This is a genomic window from Streptomyces sp. NPDC088733, from assembly GCF_044751185.1.
In the GTDB taxonomy this organism is placed as follows: domain Bacteria; phylum Actinomycetota; class Actinomycetes; order Streptomycetales; family Streptomycetaceae; genus Actinacidiphila.
This window is the reverse complement of the sequence record NZ_JBIVLH010000011.1, coordinates 176702-196873: the sequence shown is the minus strand read 5'-3', so window position 1 is coordinate 196873 and position 20172 is coordinate 176702. Positions and strand designations below refer to the sequence as shown.

General features: G+C 72.8%; 19 protein-coding genes. 11 read left to right on the top strand and 8 right to left on the bottom strand.

All coding sequences use genetic code 11. The annotated features are described in order from the left end of the window. Positions 1-204: 204 nt before the first annotated feature. Both ACIP64_RS22040 and ACIP64_RS22035 read left to right on the top strand, forming a co-directional pair. Entirely contained in the window at positions 205-990 is a 786-nt protein-coding gene (locus tag ACIP64_RS22040) for an anti-sigma factor domain-containing protein (protein ID WP_401589284.1), read from the top strand. Positions 991-1106: 116 nt separating this feature from the next. After that, positions 1107-1370 (top strand): hypothetical protein, encoded by a 264-nt coding sequence (locus ACIP64_RS22035; RefSeq protein ID WP_360906245.1) that lies wholly within the window; start codon positions 1107-1109, stop codon positions 1368-1370. A gap of 170 nt (positions 1371-1540) precedes the next feature. On the opposite strand, the gene ACIP64_RS22030 is transcribed toward ACIP64_RS22035, so the two are convergent. Then, on the bottom strand, positions 1541-2776 hold the full coding sequence (locus tag ACIP64_RS22030) for a type ISP restriction/modification enzyme (RefSeq protein ID WP_401589281.1): 1236 nt from the start codon (positions 2774-2776) through the stop codon (positions 1541-1543). 483 nt (positions 2777-3259) lie between these two features. Between ACIP64_RS22030 and ACIP64_RS22025 the strand changes: the two genes are divergently transcribed. Beyond that, positions 3260-4033 carry a GNAT family N-acetyltransferase gene (locus tag ACIP64_RS22025; protein WP_401589279.1) on the top strand — a complete coding sequence of 258 codons (774 nt, stop codon included), beginning with the start codon at positions 3260-3262 and terminating at the stop codon, positions 4031-4033. 107 nt (positions 4034-4140) lie between these two features. On the opposite strand, the gene ACIP64_RS22020 is transcribed toward ACIP64_RS22025, so the two are convergent. After that, the gene (locus ACIP64_RS22020) at positions 4141-4899 is read right to left on the bottom strand and encodes a GntR family transcriptional regulator (RefSeq protein WP_401589277.1); all 759 of its coding nucleotides are present in this window, start codon (positions 4897-4899) and stop codon (positions 4141-4143) included. Further along, on the bottom strand, positions 4896-6209 hold the full coding sequence (gene hmgA / locus ACIP64_RS22015) for a homogentisate 1,2-dioxygenase (protein ID WP_401589491.1): 1314 nt from the start codon (positions 6207-6209) through the stop codon (positions 4896-4898). The genes ACIP64_RS22020 and hmgA overlap by 4 nt, the downstream gene beginning before the upstream one ends. 69 nt (positions 6210-6278) lie before the next feature. On the opposite strand from hmgA, the gene ACIP64_RS22010 reads away from it, so the two are divergent. The 3 genes from ACIP64_RS22010 to ACIP64_RS22000 all read left to right on the top strand — a co-directional run bounded on the left by ACIP64_RS22010 (position 6279) and on the right by ACIP64_RS22000 (position 9815). Further along, positions 6279-7016, top strand: coding sequence for a TetR family transcriptional regulator (locus ACIP64_RS22010; RefSeq protein WP_401589489.1), 738 nt, complete (start codon positions 6279-6281; stop codon positions 7014-7016). Positions 7017-7285: 269 nt separating this feature from the next. After that, complete coding sequence (locus ACIP64_RS22005; protein WP_401589274.1) at positions 7286-8680, top strand: aldehyde dehydrogenase family protein; 1395 nt, start codon at positions 7286-7288, stop codon at positions 8678-8680. Positions 8681-8732: 52 nt separating this feature from the next. Beyond that, positions 8733-9815, top strand: coding sequence for a Zn-dependent alcohol dehydrogenase (locus tag ACIP64_RS22000; RefSeq protein ID WP_401589272.1), 1083 nt, complete (start codon positions 8733-8735; stop codon positions 9813-9815). A gap of 7 nt (positions 9816-9822) precedes the next feature. Here the strand turns inward: ACIP64_RS22000 and ACIP64_RS21995 are convergent, their stop codons facing one another. Next, a complete protein-coding gene (locus ACIP64_RS21995) occupies positions 9823-11703 on the bottom strand; it encodes an SMI1/KNR4 family protein (RefSeq protein WP_401589269.1) in 1881 nt (626 codons plus the stop codon). 48 nt (positions 11704-11751) lie between these two features. Then, entirely contained in the window at positions 11752-12387 is a 636-nt protein-coding gene (locus tag ACIP64_RS21990) for a TetR/AcrR family transcriptional regulator (RefSeq protein ID WP_401589266.1), read from the bottom strand. A gap of 74 nt (positions 12388-12461) precedes the next feature. On the opposite strand from ACIP64_RS21990, the gene ACIP64_RS21985 reads away from it, so the two are divergent. After that, a complete protein-coding gene (locus ACIP64_RS21985) occupies positions 12462-13613 on the top strand; it encodes an acyl-CoA dehydrogenase family protein (protein WP_401589264.1) in 1152 nt (383 codons plus the stop codon). A gap of 85 nt (positions 13614-13698) precedes the next feature. Beyond that, positions 13699-14340: a TetR/AcrR family transcriptional regulator gene (locus ACIP64_RS21980; RefSeq protein WP_360906254.1), complete on the top strand. Its 642-nt coding sequence runs from the start codon at positions 13699-13701 to the stop codon at positions 14338-14340. A gap of 16 nt (positions 14341-14356) precedes the next feature. Here the strand turns inward: ACIP64_RS21980 and ACIP64_RS21975 are convergent, their stop codons facing one another. Next, positions 14357-14818, bottom strand: coding sequence for a MaoC family dehydratase (locus ACIP64_RS21975; RefSeq protein ID WP_401589262.1), 462 nt, complete (start codon positions 14816-14818; stop codon positions 14357-14359). Positions 14819-14964: 146 nt separating this feature from the next. Here ACIP64_RS21975 and ACIP64_RS21970 point away from each other — a divergent pair, with 146 nt between their 5' ends. Then, the gene (locus ACIP64_RS21970; protein ID WP_401589259.1) at positions 14965-16287 is read left to right on the top strand and encodes a glycosyltransferase 87 family protein; all 1323 of its coding nucleotides are present in this window, start codon (positions 14965-14967) and stop codon (positions 16285-16287) included. 9 nt (positions 16288-16296) lie between these two features. Continuing rightward, positions 16297-16839, top strand: a complete 543-nt coding sequence (soxR, locus tag ACIP64_RS21965; RefSeq protein ID WP_401589257.1) for a redox-sensitive transcriptional activator SoxR — start codon at positions 16297-16299, stop codon at positions 16837-16839. Here soxR and ACIP64_RS21960 read toward each other — a convergent pair. Then, positions 16772-18217 (bottom strand): amidase, encoded by a 1446-nt coding sequence (locus ACIP64_RS21960; protein ID WP_401589254.1) that lies wholly within the window; start codon positions 18215-18217, stop codon positions 16772-16774. The two genes, soxR and ACIP64_RS21960, sit on opposite strands and share 68 nt — an antisense overlap. 367 nt (positions 18218-18584) lie before the next feature. Between ACIP64_RS21960 and ACIP64_RS21955 the strand changes: the two genes are divergently transcribed. Further along, entirely contained in the window at positions 18585-19091 is a 507-nt protein-coding gene (locus ACIP64_RS21955) for an SMI1/KNR4 family protein (protein WP_401589252.1), read from the top strand. 321 nt (positions 19092-19412) lie between these two features. Here ACIP64_RS21955 and ACIP64_RS21950 read toward each other — a convergent pair whose 3' ends face one another. Further along, positions 19413-20003: a hypothetical protein gene (locus ACIP64_RS21950; RefSeq protein ID WP_401589249.1), complete on the bottom strand. Its 591-nt coding sequence runs from the start codon at positions 20001-20003 to the stop codon at positions 19413-19415. Positions 20004-20172: the final 169 nt, after the last annotated feature.

Sequence of the window (20172 nt, the reverse complement as noted above, 5' to 3'; positions counted from 1 at the left end):
GGTCCTGCGAGAGGTGTTCGGGACCGGGGGGCGGGGCGGATTGGCGGAGCCCGATGAATTTGCGTCACAGATTTGTCACGTGATAATGGGGCCAACCGGAGTGCTCGGCCCCGGAGTTGGGGCCGGAGGCGGTACGGGCGCCGGAGCCCGCGCCGGACCGGAGCCGGCGCCGGACCGGAGCCCGAAGGAAAGCAGGGGAGCGAGATGAGACGCCCCGTGCACGAACTGGCCGAGCCCTACGCCCTGGACGCCCTGGGGCCCCGCGAAGCGCGCCGGTTCGAGGCCCATCTGCTGCGCTGCGACGCCTGCGCGCAGCGGGTGGGCGGACTGGAACGATCGGGCGGACCGGGCGGGGAGAGCACGGTGTGGCTGGGCGGCGCCGCGCCGGCGGACGTGGTGACGGCTCCGGGGGAGGTCGTCCTGGAGCACACCGGCGGTCCGCGGTGGGAAAGGGGCGCACGCCCCGGAGCGCACCACCGGTGGCGCTGGGGCAGGCCCCCGGCGGTCCGCCTGGCGGCATCGGCCGCGGCCGCCGCGCTCGCCCTCGCCGCGGTGCTGGGCGTCCTGCTCCACCGCAGCGGGGAGCAGCTGGAGCGGGAACGGGCGCGTACGCGGGCGGTCACCGAGGTGCTGACCGCGAGCGACGCACGGCCCGCCTACACGAGCGACGACCACGGCCGCGGCATGACCGCGGTCTGCTCGCGGGCGCTGCGGCGGGCGGTGGTGACGGTGCAGGGCCTGCCCCGTCCGGCCGAGGGGCGGGTCTACCAGGTGTGGCTGGTCAGCGAGCGCCCCGAGGCGTACCGCTCGATCGGGGTGCTCGAGGACGGTCCGGGCGCGGGCGACACGCCCGGGCCGCTGGTCGCCTCCGGGCTGGACGGGAGGTCGTACGCCTTCACCGTGACGATTGAGCCGAGTGGCGGATCGCCGCAGCCCACCGCGGACCCGGTGGCCCAACTGCCCCTGCTGGCCCTCGGAATCGACGCATGACCGTCAACCCCCTTGACGTACAGGTGAATCCGGTAACGGGGATGCGTAGGTGACGCCACGGGACGATAGGGTTACCCTGCCCGGTGCCGGGTGCCCTCGAATGGGTGGGGAGTGTCATGGATCAGATAGCAATGCGAGGCAGGGCGCGAGTGCCTGCCATCACCTGCGGGAGCAGCACGTCCAGTGCGCGGCTCGACCGCCATCTTTCGGTGCTGGCCGGTCCGGCCGCGCCGCAGCGGGAGGCGGAGGAGGCCACGCTGCTGATGCGTGAGCTGACCTCGCGCGACCACGTGCGGACGAACGCGAACCGTGGAGCCCGTGTGTCGCTGTTCGCACCGCTGCGGCGGCTGCGGCGCTCGCTCTTCGGGGGCCGCGGCTGACCCGAGGGCGTCCCTGACGCTTGCGTACGCGAACAGGCTCGGGCGAACACACCGTCCCGGCACCACGCCGCCCATGCGACGTGTCGGTGTGTTCCTCCGGGCCTGTTGTCATGTCGACTTGTGGCCAGATGGTCACATAGTCATGTCGAGACGGCGAGCGGCCCGGCGGGTCAGAGCAGCACGAACTGCCCGTCCGGGCCCTCCTCGTGGTGATCGAGCACGGACGCCGGACGCCGCGCTGCCTCCGGCACCGGCAGGACACGCGCCGCCCGCAACTCCCCGGCCCCGACGAGGGGGCCCACGGCCACCCGTGCGGCCAGGGCCCTGCGGCGCGGCCGCTCCTCCGCCAGCAGCGCCAGCACGCTGATCAGCTCCAGCAGTTCGGTCGTGCGGGCGCGCGGCCAGTACGCCGGGCGAACGGCGTCCAGCGTGCCCGCCGCCCCCGGCTCCGTACGCAGGGCGAACCAGGTCTCCAGCACCCGGGTGCCGCCCGCGTGGAACTCCCAGGCCGCCTCCGGCACCGGGGCGATCCGCCCGTCCCCGACCACCAGCGCCTCCTCCTGCGCGTCCCAGGAGGGCGGCTCCCGCGGCACGTCCGGCAGGGCGGCCCGCACGTACGGCCGCCGGCCGCCCGGCAGCCGGGGATGGCCCGCGGGCCGGTCCGCCGCCGGATCGGCGTACCGTGCACCGCGTGTGTGCAGCCAGAGCAGCCGGCGGCCGAGCGCGACGCCCTGCGCCCACAGCTCCGGGTCGGCGGTCAGCGGCACCTCGACCGGGCCGCCGGCCGTGCCCGTCGCGGCGATCCAGGCCAGCATGTCCTGCGCCGGGACCGGCACGCCGAGCCGGGCCGCGAGATGGGCGAGCAGCCCGGGCGCGAAGTTGGGGTCGGCCCCGCCGGGGCGGCGGAAGAGCGGACGGACGCGGCCGGGCCGGCCGGCGGGGGAGTGCCCGTCGGGCAGCAGCGCCGAGAAGGTCAGCGGTGGCCCCGGGACCTGCGGCAGCCGGGCGAGCTCGACCGCGTACAGCTGGTGGGTGTCGTCCGCGACGCGCCACAGCTCCGGGCGGGCGGCGTCGATCAGCCGCTGGTCGGGCAGCAGCCACTGCTGGTCGTACGGGCCGTGCAGCACCCGTACCGGCTCGGCGCACGGCCCGTCCTCGCGCTCCAGCCGCGCGGTGGACACGGGGTGGCCGGGCAGCTGGGCGACGCCGGTGTGCGTCGTACGCGCCCGAGACGGCTGGAACAGGCGCTCACGCTCGTCCCCCTCGGCGCGCAGCAGCCGGTCCCAGCGGGCGGTGAGAGTGGCGGCCTCGGGAGCCAGCACCCAGGAGCGCCCCAGGCGCAGGGGCGCGGTGGACCACGGCATCAGGTCTGCCAGCGTCGGCGCTTCATCGCTCACCGCGAGCATGCTACTGAGACCGCGTCCTGTGCGGTGAGGCGGACGAGCCGTTTGCCGCAGCAGAAGGCGGTGGCGAGGCCGAGGAGGGCCAGGGGGTTGCGGGGATCGCGGCATGTCGGGCCTGGCCCACCTGTGAAGCCGCCGGTTGAACGGGTGATCTTGGTTGCCGAGGCGGACCGACTTCATTGCTTCGGAAACGCTTCGCGCGAGAGGCAGCGCATTTGATTTTCATCAAGTGAAAGTTTTTTGTGCGTTCGGCGATTCCGGGATAACGTGCGGAGTGCCTGGTTCTGATGGCAAGTGGAATGTCACGGCCTGCGGCGCGCACTGTGTTCCTCCTCGAGATCCACCATTCGCAGCCGGAGCCGTGGCATTTTGCGGTCGGACGGAAAGCGCTGGTGGCAGGGGGGAAGGTGTTGAGCGGGCTGCCGGGGACCCGGTCATCGAGATCCCTGTCTCCGTCTCTTGTGCGGCATTGTTTAAGGTCTCCTCATGAGTCAAACAGACGACCGGCTGATTTCTTTCGTATCGGCTTATGCCGCCATGTTCGAGACCCTTGCCACCGCTGTTACCGGACGCGCGAGCAGAGGTCCGCAGGGTGCCGTGCTCGCAATCACCGGCGCAGCGATCGCGCCGCTGAACGCGATGATCAGTCCGAGCCTGGGGCCGAGCGCCGATGAGATCACGGCGTTGGCGGCCGCGGGGAGCCCGTGGGATTTTCCCTGGAGCATCCACGTCCGAGGGGTTCCGAGTCCGATGGTCGCCGAGGCCGCCGCGCGGCACGGGCTGACCCGGTTCGAGCGGCAGCCCCTCATGATCCGCCACTGCGACCAAGGGTTGCCGAAGGAGCCGGTCGTTGACGGTCTGCGCATACGGGCCGTGCCGCGCGACGAACTGGACCTGTACGCCAGGACCGTGGCGGAGGGCTTCGAAGTGCCGTACGAGATGCTGCGGGTTTTCGCCGATCCTTCCCTGGCGACGGTCGACAGGATGACGTTCTACCTTGCGGAGCTGGACGGTGTGCCCGTGGGAACGGGCATGACGGCTACCTCTGGTGACCTGACAGGTATCTTCAACATCGCCACGCTGCCGGGCCACAGGCGGCGTGGATTCGCAAGCGCCGTCACGCTGGAACTGGTCCGTTCGGGCTTCGCCGCAGGTGCCGGTACGGCCTACCTGTACGCGTCGGAGAAGGGCGAGTCCGTGTACCGGTCGGTCGGCTTCCGCACCGAGGAGTACCTGACGGTGATCAGCGCTCCGTCATAGCGCCCCCGGACCGGTCGGCCGACCCGCGAGTCCTGGGGCAGGCAGTCAGCCCGCCCCTGGACCGTTCTCCCGCGACGGGGCGGATCTCACGTGTCCTCGAAGGCCCCTCAGGGTGCCTCCATCGTGACGGTGAAGGAGAAGCGGTCCCCGCGGTAGTGGATGCGCACGACGTCGACGACGCGTCCCGACTCGTCGTAGCTCACCCCCGTGCAGTGCAGGATCGGGCTGAGCAGCGGCACCCGCAGCAGGCGCGCGGTGTCCGGGTCGGCGAGGCGGGCCTCCACGGTGTCGGTGATCCGGCTGATCCGCACCCCCAGGGCGTCCCGCAGCACCTTCGTCATTGGCCAGCGGGCGAGGTCCGCCAGGTCGATCCGCTCCGCCAGCTCGGGCAGCACGAAGTTCTCCGCCCAGTTGACCGGCTCACCGCTCTCGTCGCACCGCAGCCTGCGGTACGCCATCGTCCCGGCCACCCCGGGGAAGTACTCGGCGTACTCCGCGGGTACCGGTTCGGGGCCGTGCCCGAGCACGCTCGTGCGCTCCCCGGACTGCTGGGCCACGATCGCGTCGACCGAGCCCAGCAGCCGGACCGGGGCACCGCGCCGCGCCGCCGGCTCGATGAACGTGCCGCGCCGGCGGTGCCGGCTGATCAGCCCCTCCTCCTCCAGCTCCTTGAGCGCCTGCCGCATGGTCAGCACGCTCACCCCGTAGTGCCCCGCCAGGACGTCCTCGGTCGGCAGCCGCAGCGGGGCGTCCGGCCGGCGGCCGAGTATCGAGGCGCGCAGCGACTGCGACACCTGGTACCACAAGGGGAGCTTGCGGTTCAGGACCAGCGAGTCGGGGGCGAAGAGGCCGGGGCTCGTCGTCATGGCCTGAAGTGTCGCTCAAGCCCCCGCCACACGTCGTCGTACCCCCGCTGCAGATGCTCCGCCGCCAGCGCCTGCGCCGTGGGCACGACCGGCCAGCGCGTCTCGAACATGAACGCCAGCCCGTCGTCGATCTTCTGCGGTACCAGCTCCGCACCGCTGGCCCTGTCGAAGGTCGTCCGGTCCGGGCCGTGCGCCGACATCATGTTGTGCAGCGAGGCGCCGCCGGGCACGAAGCCCTCGGCCTTGGCGTCGTACGCCCCCTCCACGAGCCCCATGAACTCGCTCATCACATTGCGGTGGAAGTACGGCGGGCGGAAGGTGTCCTCGCCGACCAGCCAGCGCGGCGCGAAGACCACGAAGTCGGCGTTGGCCAGGCCCGGGGTGTCGGACGGCGAGGTCAGCACCGTGTAGATCGACGGGTCGGGGTGGTCCCAGCTGACCGAGCCGAGCACATTGAAGCGGCGCAGGTCGTACACGTACGGCACCAGGTTGCCGTGCCAGCCCACGACGTCCAGCGGCGAGTGGTCGTACTCGGCGGCCCAGAGGTTGCCGCCGAACTTGTTGACCACCTCCACCGGCTCCTCGCGGTCCTCGTACGCGGCGACGGGTGCCATGAAGTCCCGGGCGTGCGCCAGTCCGTTCGCCCCGATGGGGCCGAGGTCGGGGAGGCGGAAGTGCTGCCCGTAGTTCTCGCAGACGTAGCCGCGCGCGTCGGCGTCCAGCAGCTCGACGCGGAAGCGCACCCCGCGCGGGACGAGCGCGACGTGCCCCGGCTCGGCGGCCAGCAGGCCGAGTTCGGTGCGCAGCAGCAGGCCGCCGCGCTCCGGCACGATCAGCAGCTCGCCGTCGGAGGACGAGAACACCCGGGCGTCCATCGAGCGGTTGGCGGCGTACCAGTGGATGCCGATGCCCTCGCGGCGCAGCACGTCGCCGTTGCCGCCGACCGTGACCAGGCCGTCCACGAAGTCCGCCGGGCCCTGCGGTATCGGCAGCGGACTCCAGCGCAGCCGGTTGGGATCGGCCTCGGTCTCCTGGAACGGCGCGCTGCGCAGCGCGCCGTTCGCGATCCGCCGGAAGGGCGGATGAGCGGCCGAGGGGCGGATGCGGTACAGCCACGAGCGGCGGTTGTGGTGCCGCGGCTCGGTGAACGCGGTGCCGCTCAGCTGCTCCGCGTACAACCCGAGCGGGGCGCGCTGCGGGGAGTTGCGGCCCACCGGGACAGCGCCCGGCACGGCCTCGCTGACGTGCTCGTTGCCGAAGCCCGGAAGGTACTCCAGGTCCTTGATCTCAGTGCTGGTCACGATTCCTATGGTCAAGCAGAGGAATCCGGCCCGCAAGGGGTCGTCGGGCACCTGTGGAAAACCTGTCCGACCGGCATGATGAGTCCCGTGCAGAGCAGCGGCAGCGGTCTCCGGCGGGTCCCCGTCCAGCAGCGCAGTGCCGAACGCCTCGCCCGGATCCTCGACGTGGCGGCGGCGGTCCTCGACGAGGGCGGTTACGAGGAGTTGAGCACCCGTGCCGTGGCCGCCCGCGCCGGGGTCCCGATCGGCTCGGTCTACCGCTTCTTCTCCAACAAGCGCGCGATGGCCGACGCGCTGGCCCGCCGCAACCTGGAGAAGTACCTCGCCGGTGTCACCGCCCTCCTCGACGCCGCAGGGCCCGGGGCGTTCGCCGTCACCGCGCGGCCGTCCGGGGAAGCACCTCCTGAAGTGAACTCCGGCGACCGGCGCCGCCTGGTCGGCCCGGTCGGCCTGGTCGGCCCGGTCGGCCTGGTCGGCCTGGTCGACTTGGTCGACGTCGTCGTCGACCACTACGTCGCCATGCGCCGCACGGTGCCCGGCTTCGCCCTCGTCAGCTTCGCCGGACCCGCCCCGGGCACCGCCGCCAACGACGAGGCCAACCACCAACTCGCCGACGGCCTGCGGTCGCTGCTCGCGGGCCGGCTCGGCGTGACGGCCGGCGAGGAACGGCTGCGCACCGCCTTCGTGGTCGGTGTCGAGGCGGCCGACGCGCTGCTGAAGCTGGCCTTCCGTACCGACCCCGAGGGCGACGCCGTCCTCGTCGCCGAGACCAAGGAACTGCTGCGGGCCTACCTCGGCCGCGTCCTGGACGCCTGAGAGTGCCGGTCCGCCGCGGGTTCCGCCGGACGGTGCGGGATCGCTACCCCACATGCCTACCGGTCGGTATGGTGTGCCGACAGGGGCGTCCCCGTTCACCCGGAAGGATGGGACGGCGGACGGCGGCCCGCTTCACCCGCCCGTGCGCGACGGCCTCCCCGCCCGGGTCGCCCCCGCGTGATCCACTGCACGGAGTGCCGCCCTGGCACCAAAAAACTATCGGCGCTAGTTTGGGCGGGCCAAGGCACCGCCGCCCGGGAGGACAACGGATGAAGCCGCACGACGGGATGTACATCGACGGCGACTGGCGGCCCGCCGCCGGCACGGAGACGATCGCTGTCGTCAACCCCGCCGACGAGCAGGTGTTCGCCACCGTGCCCGCCGGCACCGCCGCCGACGTGGACGCCGCGGTGCGCGCCGCGCGCGCCGCCTTCCCCGGCTGGGCCGCCACGGCGCCCGCCGACCGGGCCGCCCGGATCGGCGCGCTGCGCGACGTGCTCGCCGCCCGCCGCGAGGAGATCGCCGAGACCGTCGCCGCCGAACTCGGCTCGCCCCTGGCCTTCGCCCAGGCCGTCCACGCCGACCTCCCCGTCAAGGTCGCCGGCTCGTACGCCGAACTCGCCGCGAGCCACGCCTTCGAGGAGCGGATCGGCAACTCCACCGTCTTCCACGAGCCGGTCGGCGTCGTCGGCGCGATCACACCCTGGAACTACCCGCTGCACCAGATCGTCGCCAAGGCCGCCCCCGCCCTCGCCGCCGGCTGCACCGTCGTGCTCAAGCCCGCCGAGGACACGCCGCTGGTCGCCCAGCTCTTCGCCGAGGCCGTCCACGAAGCGGGCCTGCCCGCCGGGGTGTTCAACCTCGTCACCGGTCTCGGCCCGGTCGCCGGGCAGGCGCTCGCCGCGCACGAGGACGTCGACCTGGTCTCCTTCACCGGCTCCACCGCCGTCGGCAAGCAGATCGCCGCCACCGCCGGCGCCGCGGTCAAGCGGGTCGCCCTGGAACTCGGCGGCAAGTCCGCCAACGTCATCCTCCCGAGCGCCGACCTCGCCAAGGCCGTCAACGTCGGCGTCGCCAATGTCATGTCCAACACCGGCCAGACGTGCAGCGCCTGGACCCGCATGCTCGTCCACCGCGACCAGTACGACGAGGCCGTCGCCCTCGCCGCGGCCGCCACCGCGAAGTACGTCCCCGGGGAGCGCATCGGCCCCGTCGTCAACGCCAAGCAGCAGGCCCGCGTCCGCGGCTACATCGAGCAGGGCCTCGCCGAGGGCGCCCGCCTCGTCGCCGGCGGCCCCGAAGCGCCCCGCGCGCTGGGCTACTGGGTCAGCCCCACGATCTTCGCCGACGTACGCCCCGACATGACCATCGCGCAGGAGGAGATCTTCGGCCCGGTCCTGTCGATCCTGGCGTACGAGGACGAGGACGACGCCCTGCGCATCGCCAACGGCACCGTCTACGGCCTCGCGGGCGCGGTCTGGGCGGGCGACGACGCCGAGGCCGTCGCCTTCGCCCGGCGCATGGAGACCGGCCAGGTCGACATCAACGGCGGCCGCTTCAACCCGCTGGCCCCCTTCGGCGGTTACAAGCAGTCGGGCGTCGGCCGCGAACTCGGCCCGCACGGACTGGCCGAGTACCTCCAGACCAAGTCCCTCCAGTTCTGACCCCACCCGACCGACCGTCGCCCCCGAACCCCTGAGCGCAGGAGAAAACACCGTGGTCCGCGCCGCCGTCCTGTCCGCCGTCAACGCGCCCCTGGCCATCGCCGACATCGAGCTGCCCGACCCCGGCCCCGGCCAGGTCCGGGTGCGCCTCGCGGCGGCCGGCGTGTGCCACTCCGACCTGTCGCTGTCCAACGGGACGCTCCGCCAGCCCGTGCCCGCCGTCCTCGGCCACGAGGGCGCGGGCACGGTCGTCTCCGTCGGCGAGGACGTCACCGGCCTCGCCCCGGGCGACCCCGTGGTCCTCAACTGGGCGCCCTCCTGCGGTACCTGCCACTACTGCGGCCTGGGCGAGCCCTGGCTCTGCGCCAACGCGGGCGCGGCGGCCGCCGCGCCGTACGCCAAGCTCGCCGCCGGGGGCGACGAGCTCTACCCGGGCCTCGGCACGGCCGCCTTCGCCGAGGAGACCGTGGTCCCGGCCGCCGCCGTGCTCCCGCTGCCCGACGGCGTCCCGCTCACCGAGGCCGCCCTCCTGGGCTGCGCCGTGCTCACCGGCTACGGCGCCGTCCACCACTCCGCCGCCGTCCGTCCCGGCGAGTCCGTCGTCGTCATCGGTGTCGGCGGGGTCGGCCTCGCCGTGCTCCAGGCCGCCCGCATCGCCGGCGCGGGAACGATCCTCGCCGTCGACGTCTCCCCGGCCAAGGAGGAACTGGCCCGGGCGGCCGGCGCGACCGGGTTCCTGGTCGCGGGCGACGACCTCGCCAAGCGCGTCCGCGCCCTGACCGGCGGCCACGGCGCGGACGTCGCCATCGAGTGCGTGGGCCGCTCGGAGACCATCCGCGCCGCATGGTCCTCCACACGGCGTGGCGGGCGCACGACGGTCGTCGGCATCGGCGGCAAGCAGGACATGGTCTCCTTCTCCGCCCTGGAGATCTTCCACTTCGGCCGCACGCTCTCGGGCTGCGTCTACGGCAACAGCGACCCGGCCCGCGACCTGCCGGTCCTCGCGGACCACATCCGCGCGGGCCGCCTCGACCTGTCCGCGATGGTCACCGAGCGCATCGCCCTGGAGGGCATTCCCGACGCGTTCGACGCGATGCTCGCGGGCCGCGGCGGGCGGGCCCTGGTGGTCTTCTGAGGCCCGCTCACCCCTGACCGACGGTCACCGTCACGTATCTCTCGCCCGGGCCCGGAGGCCGCGTCCACGACCGGGTGGTGAAGGTGGGCAGGTAGCCCGGCGTCAGGGCGAAGCGCGGCAGCGTCACCCCGAACGCGGCAGCGATGGCCCCCAGGGCGCGCAGTTCACCCTCCCTGGGGAAGTCCTCGGGCGAGAAGAGACGATCCGGATCGAGGCCCGGCGGCACACTGCCGCTCCGCCGGACCTCGGTGCCGTGCACGGTGAACGCGTACGACTCCTCGCCCTGCTCGGCGACCGACAGATGGAAGACGTCGGACGTCGGCCCGTACGTCCTGCCCGGGGCACCCCAGACCACGACGGCGCGCCCGGCCCGGGACGCGGCGACCGCCGGTGAGACGAACCGCCGCCCGTTGAAGAGATTCGGCTGTCCGTCGAAGGCGAAGCACCAGTTCTCTCCGGCGCGGCCGACGGCCATGAACGCCTTGTCGTCGTAGGACGAACTGCCGCGGTTCCGCGGTTGCGTGCGCAGCCTCCTGAGGGCCGCGGGCTCGTGGAACCCGCTGCTCCCGTCCTCGCTGAGAAGGCCGGGCAGTTCGTCGGGTTCCACGCCCTCCACGAGGACGAAGCGGTATCCCCGCTGGTACGTGGAGGCCATCCACACGAGGCCGTCCGGATCGGTGTCGGGGACCGGCTCCGGTTGTGCACCGGGCTCGCCGGCGCGCGGGGTGGCCAGCAGTTCCCGTCCGCGGTCCGGCGTGATCAGCGGACCGAGGACCGGGTCCGCGAGCAGACCCAGCGGGGCGAGCAGATCCGGACCCGGCGGCTCCCAGGCCGGCAGCGCGGCACGCAGAGTGCGCCAGGCGGCATCGGTCCCGCCCCACCGCGCCTGCTCCCGCGCCCGGTCCACGGCCTCCCCGTATGCACCTGGCACCGTGTACCGGAAGGTCCCCTCCCGCATCCGCCGCAGCAACTCCTCGCCCAGGGCGCGGACCTCGTCGGACGCACCCCGTACGACGAAGTCCCACGAGGCCTCGTCACCTCCGCCCCGGACGTGCTCGTCGGCGAGCACGGGCAACAACTCCGGCGCGTACCCGGGATCGAGGGCGCGTCCCGCGAAGTCGGGCCTGTCCCTGGTGCGCTGCAGCCGCCGTATCTGGTCGCGCAGTGCCTTCGCCCGCGGCCGCCCGAATCCCTCGGCTTTTGAGAGAGCGATCTCGGCCCGTTCGTACCGACCGGCCAGCGCGTCACGCCGGGCGCTGTCCACGGTGGCGTCCAGTGCCCGTGTCGTCGCGTTGGCGAACTCCCGTCCGTCGCGCACGCTGCGAACGGCGGACAGCTGATGGAACTCCCGGTACATGTCCGCCATGAACTCCTGGAAGGACGCGTATCGCCGCGGCGGCGCAGCTGCCCAGCTCCGATAGTGGTACAGGGCCCACTCGCCGTCGGTGCCGACGTCGAGCGGATGCAGCAGCACGTACGCCAGGTCGGACACCTCGTCGAGTTGGAGGCCGTCCGTCCAGAGGCCGATCTCCATCACCGCCTTCGGCGAGGGGTCGCGGCCGATGGCCTCCCGCCAGACCTTGGCGAGGCCGTCCGAGTCCTGATGCCAGCGCGCCGTCCGCGTGCCCGCCAGCAGCGAGACGAACCCGCCCGCGTGCCGCCACCCGTCGCTCACCTCCAGGAACGCCCGGTAGGACGGCGGCAGTCGGCGTCCCAGCCGGCGTTCCGCCTCCGCCAGGCGTTCGGCGTCCGCCGGGGCGAAGCCCAGCCAGCGGTCGCGCAGGGCCCGCGCGTCGTCCTCGGTGAGGGAGTCCGGGTCCTGCGCGTCGGCCCATTCCTCGCTCCACCGCACGAGGAACGAGCGCCAGTCGAAGGTCGTGTCCGTCATGGGCCGATCGTCGCACCCGCCACCGACAGCGGCCCGGGCCCGCGCCGGTCAGCGCGGCAGTGCGGCGAACTGCACGGCCAGCCCGTCCACCAGGGCCCGCAGCCCCGTCTCGAACGCGCCCTCGTCCACGCGCTGCTGACGTTCCGCCAGCAGGTGGGCCTGGCCGAGGTGCGGGTAGTCCGACGGGTCGTACGCCGTCGGGTCGTCGACGAAGCCCCGCGCGAAGGAGCCCAGCGCCGACCCCGCCACGAAGTACCGCATGAGCGCGCCCACCCGGGTCGCGTGGGCGGGCGGCCACCCCGCCGCGGTCATGCCGCCGAAGACGGCGTCGGCCATGCGGAGCCCGGCCGGGCGGCGTCCGGGGCCCTGGGCGAGGAACGGCACGATGTGGGGGTGGGCCCCGAGGGCGGCGCGGTAGGACCGGGCCCAGGCCACGAGCGCGTCGGGCCAGTCGCGGCCGTCCTCGAACATCGCGAGGTCCACCTCGGCGACGACGGCGTCGGCGACCGCGTCCAGGATCTCGTCCTTGGTCGGGAAGTGGTTGTACAGGCTCGGCCCGCTCACCCCCAGTTCCGCGGCGAGCCGCCGGGTGGAGACGGCCGCCAGCCCCTCGGCGTCCACCAGCGCGAGCGCCGCGGCGACGATGCGCTCGCGGCTGAGCAGGGGCTTGCGGGGGCGGGCCATGCGGCACATAGTAGAGCTGCGAGCAAGAAACTAGCACTGCTAATTTATGAGTGGATCCCACCCCGAGGTGCGTCGTGAATCTTGAGCTGTCCGAGGAGCAGGCCGCGGTCCGCCGCCTGGCCGCAGAATTCACCGAGCGCGAGATCGTGCCGCACGCGACGGCCTGGGACCGCGCCGAGAGCGTGGACCGCGGCATCGTGAAGAAGCTGGGCGCGGTGGGCTTCCTCGGCCTGACCGTTCCGGAGGAGTACGGCGGCTCGGGCGGCGACCACCTCGCGTACTGCCTGGTCACCGAGGAACTGGGCCGCGGCGACTCCTCCGTGCGCGGCATCGTCTCGGTCTCCCTCGGCCTGGTGGCCAAGTCCGTCGCCCACTGGGGCAGCGAGGAGCAGAAGCGCGCCTGGCTGCCCCGGCTGACCTCCGGCGAGGCCGTCGGCTGCTTCGGCCTCACCGAGCCCGGCACCGGCTCGGACGCCGCCCACCTCACCACCCGGGCCAGGCGGGACGGCGGGGACTGGGTGATCAACGGCTCGAAGATGTTCATCACGAACGGCACCTGGGCCGATGTCGTGCTGCTTTTCGCCCGCACCAATGACACCCCGGCCCACAAGGGCATCAGCGCCTTCCTCGTGCCCACCGACACCCCTGGCCTCACCCGCCGCGAGATCCACGGCAAGCTCGGCCTGCGCGGCCAGGCGACCGCCGAGCTGGTGCTGGAGGACGTGCGCGTCCCGGACGCCGCGATGCTCGCGCCCGAGGGCAAGGGCTTCTCGGTGGCGATGGCGGCGCTGGCCAAGGGCCGGATGTCGGTGGCCGCCGGCTGCGTGGGCATCGCCCAGGCGGCCCTGGACGCCGCCGTGGGCTACGCCAAGGAGCGCGAGCAGTTCGGGCGGCCGATCGCCGCGCACCAGCTGGTGCAGGAGCTGATCGCCGACATCGCCCTCGACGTGGACGCCGCCCGCCTGCTGACCTGGCGCGTCGCCGATCTGATCGACCGCGGGCAGCCCTTCGCGGCGGAGTCGTCCAAGGCCAAGCTGTTCGCCAGCGAGGCGGCGGTGCGCTGCGCCAACAACGCGCTCCAGGTGTTCGGCGGCTACGGCTACATCGACGAGTACCCAGTCGGCAAGCTGCTGCGCGACGCCCGCGTCATGACCCTCTACGAGGGCACCAGCCAGATCCAGAAGCTGCTCATCGGCCGCGACCTGACCGGTGTCTCGGCGTTCTGAGGGGCCCGGCCGCCGCCTCCGCTCCCCGTTCGACCGACCGCTTGGTATCTAAGCGCTTGCTCAGCGGGCATGTAGGGTGTCCGCCATGGACGTGGAGGCGGAGCAGTCGGAGCGGACCGAGGCCTGGACCGGTATCACCCCTGATGCCGCCCGGCGGCTGGTGATCGCCGCGGTCGAGGCGTTCGCCGAGCGCGGCTACCACGCGACGACCACCCGGGACATCGCCGGCCGCGCCGGCATGAGCCCGGCGGCGCTCTACATCCACTACAAGACCAAGGAAGAGCTGCTCTACCAGATCAGCGTGGTCGGCCACCGCCTCTCCCTCGGGCTGCTCCAGGGGGCCGCGGACGGCGAGGGCTCCCCGGCGGCGCGCCTGGCGGAGGCCGTGCGGGCGTTCGTCCGCTGGCACGCCGAGCACCACACCACCGGCCGTGTCGTGCAGTACGAGTTGGGCGCGCTCGGCCCCGAGCACTACACCGAGGTCGTGGAACTGCGCCGGCAGAGCGAGGAGGCGGTCCGCTCGATCCTGCGCGACGGCGTGCGCGCGGGGGAGTTCGACGTTCCCGACGTGCCCGGTACGACCGTCGCGCTGCTGTCCCTGTGCATCGACGTGGCGCGCTGGTTCAACCCCGGCGGGCGGCGCACGCCGGACGAGATCGGCGCGCTCTACGCCGATCTCGCCCTGCGCATGGCCGGGTACGGTCCGGCCGGCCCCGGCAGGGGATGAGGCCGCGGGCCGTCGGTCAGAGGTAGAAGCGCACGACGGTCTCGGCGACGCAGACCGGCTTGTTGCCGCCCTCGCGTTCGACGGTGATGCGGACGACGAGCTGCGCCCCGCCCGGTACTTCGGTGACCTCGGCCACCTGGCCCGTGGCGCGCAGCCGCGAACCCACCGGCACGGGTGAGGGGAAGCGCACCTTGTTGACGCCGTAGTTGACGCCCATCGTCACGCCTTCGACGCGCATCAGTTCGGGCGTGAAGGAGGGGATGAGCGAGAGCGTCAGATAGCCGTGCGCGATGGTGGTGCCGAAGGGGCCCTGGGCCGCCTTCTCCGGATCCACGTGGATCCACTGGTGGTCGCCGGTGGCGTCCGCGAAGAGGTCGATTCGCTTCTGGTCGACCTCCAGCCATTCGGTGGTGCCGAGTTCCTCGCCGACGGCGGCCTTCAGTTCGTCCACCGACGTGAAGATCCTGGGCTGTCCCATGTCATGCCTCCCGTACTGTCCAAGCGCTTGCTCAGCATGCTGCGACGGGCGGATCCCTGTCAACGCCCCGTCCTCCGGCGCGTATCGCGAAGCACATGTCTGGTTTGTGGCTATCTTGCTTAGCCATATGCCCCGAATGTGGCGTTATGGCGATGGAGGAGGCGGCAGTGGCCGAGGCCCGGACGGAGACCAGCCCGCACGACTGGGACACCACGGAGGTCCGGTACGGCAGCGGGCCGACCCTCCCCGGCGACCGCCGCGTCCTGCTGCGCCCGTCCACCTGGCCGCAGGCCTGGGTCGCGCTCGGCGCGTACTGGCTCTCCAGCCGGGTGGTCATGCTCGCACTGCTGCGCGCCGGCCACGGGGACATCGCCCGCGAGGTCTACCACCTCTACCAGCACTGGAGTCACGGCTTCGAACGCGGAACGTACCCCGTCCGCGACGTCACATGGCAGTACCCGCCCGGCGCCGCCCTGGTGATGCTGACCCCCGCCCTGCTGCCGGGCGTCAGTTACCTCCAGGGCTTCGTGCTGCTCTCGCTCCTCGGTGACGCGCTCGTCCTCGCCGCCCTCGTGCGCGCCGGGTGGAACCGGCCGGGCCGCAGCATCACCGGGGCATGGATGTGGGTGCTGGGACTGCCCCTGCTGATGCACCTGCCCTACTCGCGCTACGACCTCCTGGTCACCGCCGTCGCGGTGTGCGCCCTGCTCGCGGTGCCCGCGCGGCCGCGGCTGGGCGGCGCGCTCGTCGGGCTCGCCGCCATGATCAAGCTCTGGCCCGCCCTCACCGTGCTCGGCACCCCGCGCGGCCGTACGACCCGCCAGGCCTGGACCGCGCTCGGCACGTCGGCAGCCGCGCTCCTCGCCGTGCTGACCGTGTTCTTCTGCGGCGCCACCGGCTTCGTCGACGCGCAGCACCACCGCGGTGTCGAGGTCGAGTCGCTCGGCGGCACCGTTCTCCATGTCGCGGGACTGCTCGGCTGGTCCGGCCGCGTACGGGCGCACTACGGCTCCATGGAGTTCATCGGCCCGTACGTGAACTGGGTGGCCACCACCTCCCTCGTCCTCACCGGCGCCGCCCTGGTGTGGCTGCTGGTGTGGCGCCTGCGGGCGGTCCGCTGGACCCCGGCCACCCCGTACGACGCCGCGATGACCGCCGTGCTGCTCTTCACCGTTACCAGCCGCGTCATCAGCCCGCAGTACCTGATCTGGCTGATCGGGCTCGGCGCCGTCTGCCTGACGATGCGTCAGACCACCCAGCGCCCGGTGACCGCCCTGCTGCTGGTCGCCACCGCCGTCACCACCGTGGACTACCCCCTGTTCTTCGAGGAGGTCGTCAGCAACTCCTGGCAGGGCACCAGCGTCGTCGCGATCCGCAACGCCCTGCTCGTCGCCGCCACCGCGGTCTCCTGCACCCGGCTGTGGCGGGCGAGCGTCCCGCGCCGCAAGAAACTCACCACGCTCTCGTAGAGTCGGGGCATGACCGCCATCCCCACGGACACCCGCGAACTGACCGTCGGCCAGCTCAGCGCACGCAGCGGCGCGGCGGTCTCGGCACTCCACTTCTACGAGTCCAAGGGCCTGATCCGCAGCCGCCGCACCGCCGGCAACCAGCGCCGCTACACCCGCGACACCCTCCGCCGCGTCGCCTTCATCCGCGCCTCCCAGCGGGTCGGCATGCCCCTCGCGGCGATCCGCGAGGCCCTGGACGGCCTGCCCGCCGGACGCACCCCGGACCGTGCCGACTGGGCGCGGCTGTCCGCGGGCTGGCGGTCCGAACTCGACGCCCGCATCGAGCAGCTCGTCCGCCTGCGCGACAGTCTCGACGACTGCATCGGCTGCGGCTGCCTCTCCCTGGACCGCTGCGCCCTGTCCAACCCGGGGGACGTGCTCGGCGAACAGGGGCCGGGCGCGCGGCGGCTGCTCGCCGGGCAACCGCCGCGCACCGCACCCGCTACCAGAGTTCCGGCCTGCGCCCCGCCCACGGACGGGCCGCCTCCAGCTGCGCCGACAGAGAGATGAGCGTCGCCTCGTCGCCGTAGCGGCCCCCGAACATCACCCCGATCGGCAGGCCCTCCCCGGTCCAGTGCAGCGGCACGCTCACCGCCGGCTGCCCCGTCGCGTTGAAGACCGGGGTGAACGGGGTGAAGGCCGCCAGCCCCGCGAACTCCGCGGCCGGATCGGCGTCGTGGCGCAGCCCCGCCGGGCCCACGGGCGCGGGCGGCTGCGCCAGCGTCGGGGTCAGCACCAGGTCGTACGAGGACAGCAGCGCGTCCGCGATCAACTGCCCCAGGGCGCGGAACGCGTACAGCGCCGCCGCGAAGTCCGGCCCCGGGACCGCGGCGCCCTCGGCACGCAGGTGCCGGGTGAGCGGCATCAGCAGCTCCTCCCGCTCCGGTGCGACCGGGTAGACGGCGGCCATCACACCCCACACGCGGGTGAAGGCGTCCCGTAGCCCGTCGTCGACGGGCAGCTCGACCTCGTCGACCTGGTGGCCCAGTTCACGCAGCAGCTCCGCCGTGCCGTCGTACGCCGCACGGCAGTCGGGGTGCAGCTCGACCCCCGGCACGGGCGGCACGGGCAGCCCCACCACGCGCAGCGTGCCCGGCTCCCGGGCGGCGTACGAGGCGAACGTCTCGCCCGGCGGCAGCGACGGGGCGCCGTACGGGTCGCCCGGCATCCCGCCCGCGAGCACGTCCAGCAGCGCCGCGGCGTCCGCGACGGTGCGGGCGAGCGGGCCGCTCGTGCTCAGCCCGCTCACATCGTGCTGCACCGGCCCGGAGCTCACCCGGCCGCGGCTCGGCTTGATGCCGAACAGACCGCACACCGAAGCGGGGATGCGGATGGAGCCGCCGCCGTCGCTGCCCTGCGCGATCGGCGCCAGCCCCGCGGAGACCGCGGCCGCCGCGCCGCCGCTGGAGCCGCCGGCGGACCGCGCCAGGTCCCACGGGGTGCGGGCGGGCGGGGCCAGCTCGTTCTCGGTGTAGCAGGGCAGCCCGAACTCCGGGGTGTTCGTCTTGCCCAGCAGGACTGTTCCCGCGGCGCGCAGCCGCGCCGCCACGTGGTCGTCGACGTCCGGAACGTGGTCGGCGTACGCCCGCGAGCCGAGCGTGCAGCGCACGCCCGCCACGAAGTTCAGGTCCTTCACGGGCACGGGCACGCCGTGCAGCGGCGACAACTCCCGCACGCGGTCCTCGCGGCGGGCCGCCAGCGCCTCCGACTCGGCGTCGGCGGCCTGCTTGCGGGCGATCTCGGGGGTGACCGTGAGGTACGCGCCGACGGTGTCGTTGAGGCGGTCGACACGGGCCAGATAGTGATCGGCGAGTTCCACCGGGGACACCTCCCCGGCCCGGATCGCGGCGGCTTGCTCCAGTGCGGTCAGATCGTGCAGTTCGGCCATGCCGGTACCGTCCTGTCCACGTCGGTCGGGGCGTGGGCATCGTCGCACCGCGCGCCCCTCCGTGCCAGACCCGCCCTCCCTCCCGTGCACCCTGTGAAGTCAGGTGCCCCGGCGCAAGTGGTGTGGGGGCCGGGTTCGGGCCCTCCGGGGCTGCCATTCTGGACAGCACATTTAGGTGCCTCAGGCACTCTCCGCTGCGCACTCCGGGTCATGCACCCAAATATGCTCCACAGTCCAGAACGCCACCCCTACGACCCCGCCCCCTCAGGTCTCGTATCGCGCCTGATCCCCGGCGGGGGGTATGGAGGCGGTCCGGGGGCACCGCACCTGCCTGGGTCGCCGCCGGACACCCCCTACGATGCCGCCCATGGCACGCTTCGAAGATGTGCAGGCCGGTTTCTGGAAACCCGGCAGCGGTTACGCTGTGCACCCGCCGCTGACCGATGAGGCAGTGCGTGGCGCCGAGCTGTTGCTCGATGTCACGCTCCCCACTTCGCTCGTTGACCTGCTGCGCGCCCAGAACGGGGGCGAATGCGCGGCCGACCGGGACGCCTTTCCGACAGACCGGCCGACCTCCTGGAGTGCCGATCACGTTCCGTTCGACCACTTGATGGGCATCGGTGACCGCGAACACACGGTGTCACTGGTGGACAGTCCGTACCTGGTCGAGGAATGGGGTCTTCCCGCACCTCTCGTGCTCCTCTCCGGCGACGGGCATTACTGGATTGCGCTCGACTGCCGGGCATCCGGCCGGCACGCGGAACCAACAGTGACGTGGTTCGACGCGGATCGACAGGACGAGCTGGTCCTTGCCCCGGATTTCCGGTCCTTCGTCGAGGGCCTCACCGCGACCAGTGAGCTACCGACCGCGTGAGCGTTGGGCATGCGGACGGCGCGCCGCTTACGGGTGCCCGAGCACGGTGCCGTCCATACCCACCCACCGGGGATCAGGCGCGGGACGAGACGGAGGGGGCGGGGTCGGAGGGGTGGATGTCCTGGACGTTCGGCATATTTGTGTGCGGTATCCGGGGTGAACAGTCGAAGGCACTGGAAACGCACGTAAATATCCAGTCCAGGACGTGCAGCCCCGGAGGCCCCGAACCCGGCCCCCACACAACACGCGTCGGGGCGCCCAGACTTCACGGGGCACACGGGTGGGAGGGCGGGGAAAAAAGGCGGAGGCCGTGACGCCCCGTCACCCCGCTGCGGCGAGAAGCTCCCCCCGTGCGGCCCCCGTCAGGACCGGCAGCGGCACCACGATGCCGCAGTGCGCGCACACCGGTCCCGCCCCGGGGTAGTGGTTGAGGCGGTCGCGCCACTGGAGCCGTTCCCGCGCGCAGACGGGGCACGCCCGTCCCGCTCCCGCGTCGATCGCCGCGATGATGCGGCGCAGGACGTCCGCGAGCCGGTCGGAGGGGTGGAGGAGCGGATCGTCGCACCAGGCGACCCCGTTGCCGCCCCAGGTGCGCCGGTGCCAGTCGTCGAGGGCGCCGGGCTGCCGGATGCCGGAGAACTTCTCCGCTTTGCGGCGGGCGGCGAACTCCCTTTCGTAGGCGAGCCAGACGGCCCGTGCCTCCTCCAGTTCCGCGAGGGCGGACAGCAGCCGGGCCGGATCGGGTTCGCGGTCCTGGGGGGCGAACCCGGCGCGGGCGCAGAGGTGGTCCCAGGTGGCCCGGTGCCCGTACGGCGCGAAGCGCTCCAGGCATCGCCGCAGGTAGGTGCGGCGCTGGGTGGGGGACCACCGCGGGTCGCGTACCTGTCTCGCGAGACTTCGGAATCCGGCCATGGCATGCCACCTCCGTCATCGGGTTCGCTTCGCTGTCGAATGGACGTAACGGACGGCGTTCCGGATCCATCCCCGGGACGGTGAATTCCAGCCGATCTCGCGATGTCAAAACGTGACGCATGTTCACCTTACTCGCGGGTCAACTTCGAAGTAATCTGCGTCACACCGG

Bases quoted from the DNA above. Each gene is read 5' to 3' on its own strand.
- ACIP64_RS21950 (WP_401589249.1), bottom strand. From the start codon at position 20,003: ATGGCCGGATTCCGAAGTCTCGCGAGACAGGTACGCGACCCGCGGTGG.
- ACIP64_RS22025 (WP_401589279.1), top strand. From the start codon at position 3,260: ATGAGTCAAACAGACGACCGGCTGATTTCTTTCGTATCGGCTTATGCC.
- ACIP64_RS22035 (WP_360906245.1), top strand. From the start codon at position 1,107: ATGGATCAGATAGCAATGCGAGGCAGGGCGCGAGTGCCTGCCATCACC.
- ACIP64_RS21990 (WP_401589266.1), bottom strand. From the start codon at position 12,387: ATGGCCCGCCCCCGCAAGCCCCTGCTCAGCCGCGAGCGCATCGTCGCC.
- ACIP64_RS21995 (WP_401589269.1), bottom strand. From the start codon at position 11,703: ATGACGGACACGACCTTCGACTGGCGCTCGTTCCTCGTGCGGTGGAGC.
- ACIP64_RS22040 (WP_401589284.1), top strand. From the start codon at position 205: ATGAGACGCCCCGTGCACGAACTGGCCGAGCCCTACGCCCTGGACGCC.
- ACIP64_RS21960 (WP_401589254.1), bottom strand. From the start codon at position 18,217: ATGGCCGAACTGCACGATCTGACCGCACTGGAGCAAGCCGCCGCGATC.
- ACIP64_RS22030 (WP_401589281.1), bottom strand. From the start codon at position 2,776: ATGCTCGCGGTGAGCGATGAAGCGCCGACGCTGGCAGACCTGATGCCG.
- ACIP64_RS21975 (WP_401589262.1), bottom strand. From the start codon at position 14,818: ATGGGACAGCCCAGGATCTTCACGTCGGTGGACGAACTGAAGGCCGCC.
- ACIP64_RS22005 (WP_401589274.1), top strand. From the start codon at position 7,286: ATGAAGCCGCACGACGGGATGTACATCGACGGCGACTGGCGGCCCGCC.
- soxR (WP_401589257.1), top strand. From the start codon at position 16,297: ATGACCGCCATCCCCACGGACACCCGCGAACTGACCGTCGGCCAGCTC.
- ACIP64_RS21980 (WP_360906254.1), top strand. From the start codon at position 13,699: ATGGACGTGGAGGCGGAGCAGTCGGAGCGGACCGAGGCCTGGACCGGT.
- ACIP64_RS21955 (WP_401589252.1), top strand. From the start codon at position 18,585: ATGGCACGCTTCGAAGATGTGCAGGCCGGTTTCTGGAAACCCGGCAGC.
- ACIP64_RS21970 (WP_401589259.1), top strand. From the start codon at position 14,965: ATGGCGATGGAGGAGGCGGCAGTGGCCGAGGCCCGGACGGAGACCAGC.
- ACIP64_RS22010 (WP_401589489.1), top strand. From the start codon at position 6,279: ATGAGTCCCGTGCAGAGCAGCGGCAGCGGTCTCCGGCGGGTCCCCGTC.
- ACIP64_RS22020 (WP_401589277.1), bottom strand. From the start codon at position 4,899: ATGACGACGAGCCCCGGCCTCTTCGCCCCCGACTCGCTGGTCCTGAAC.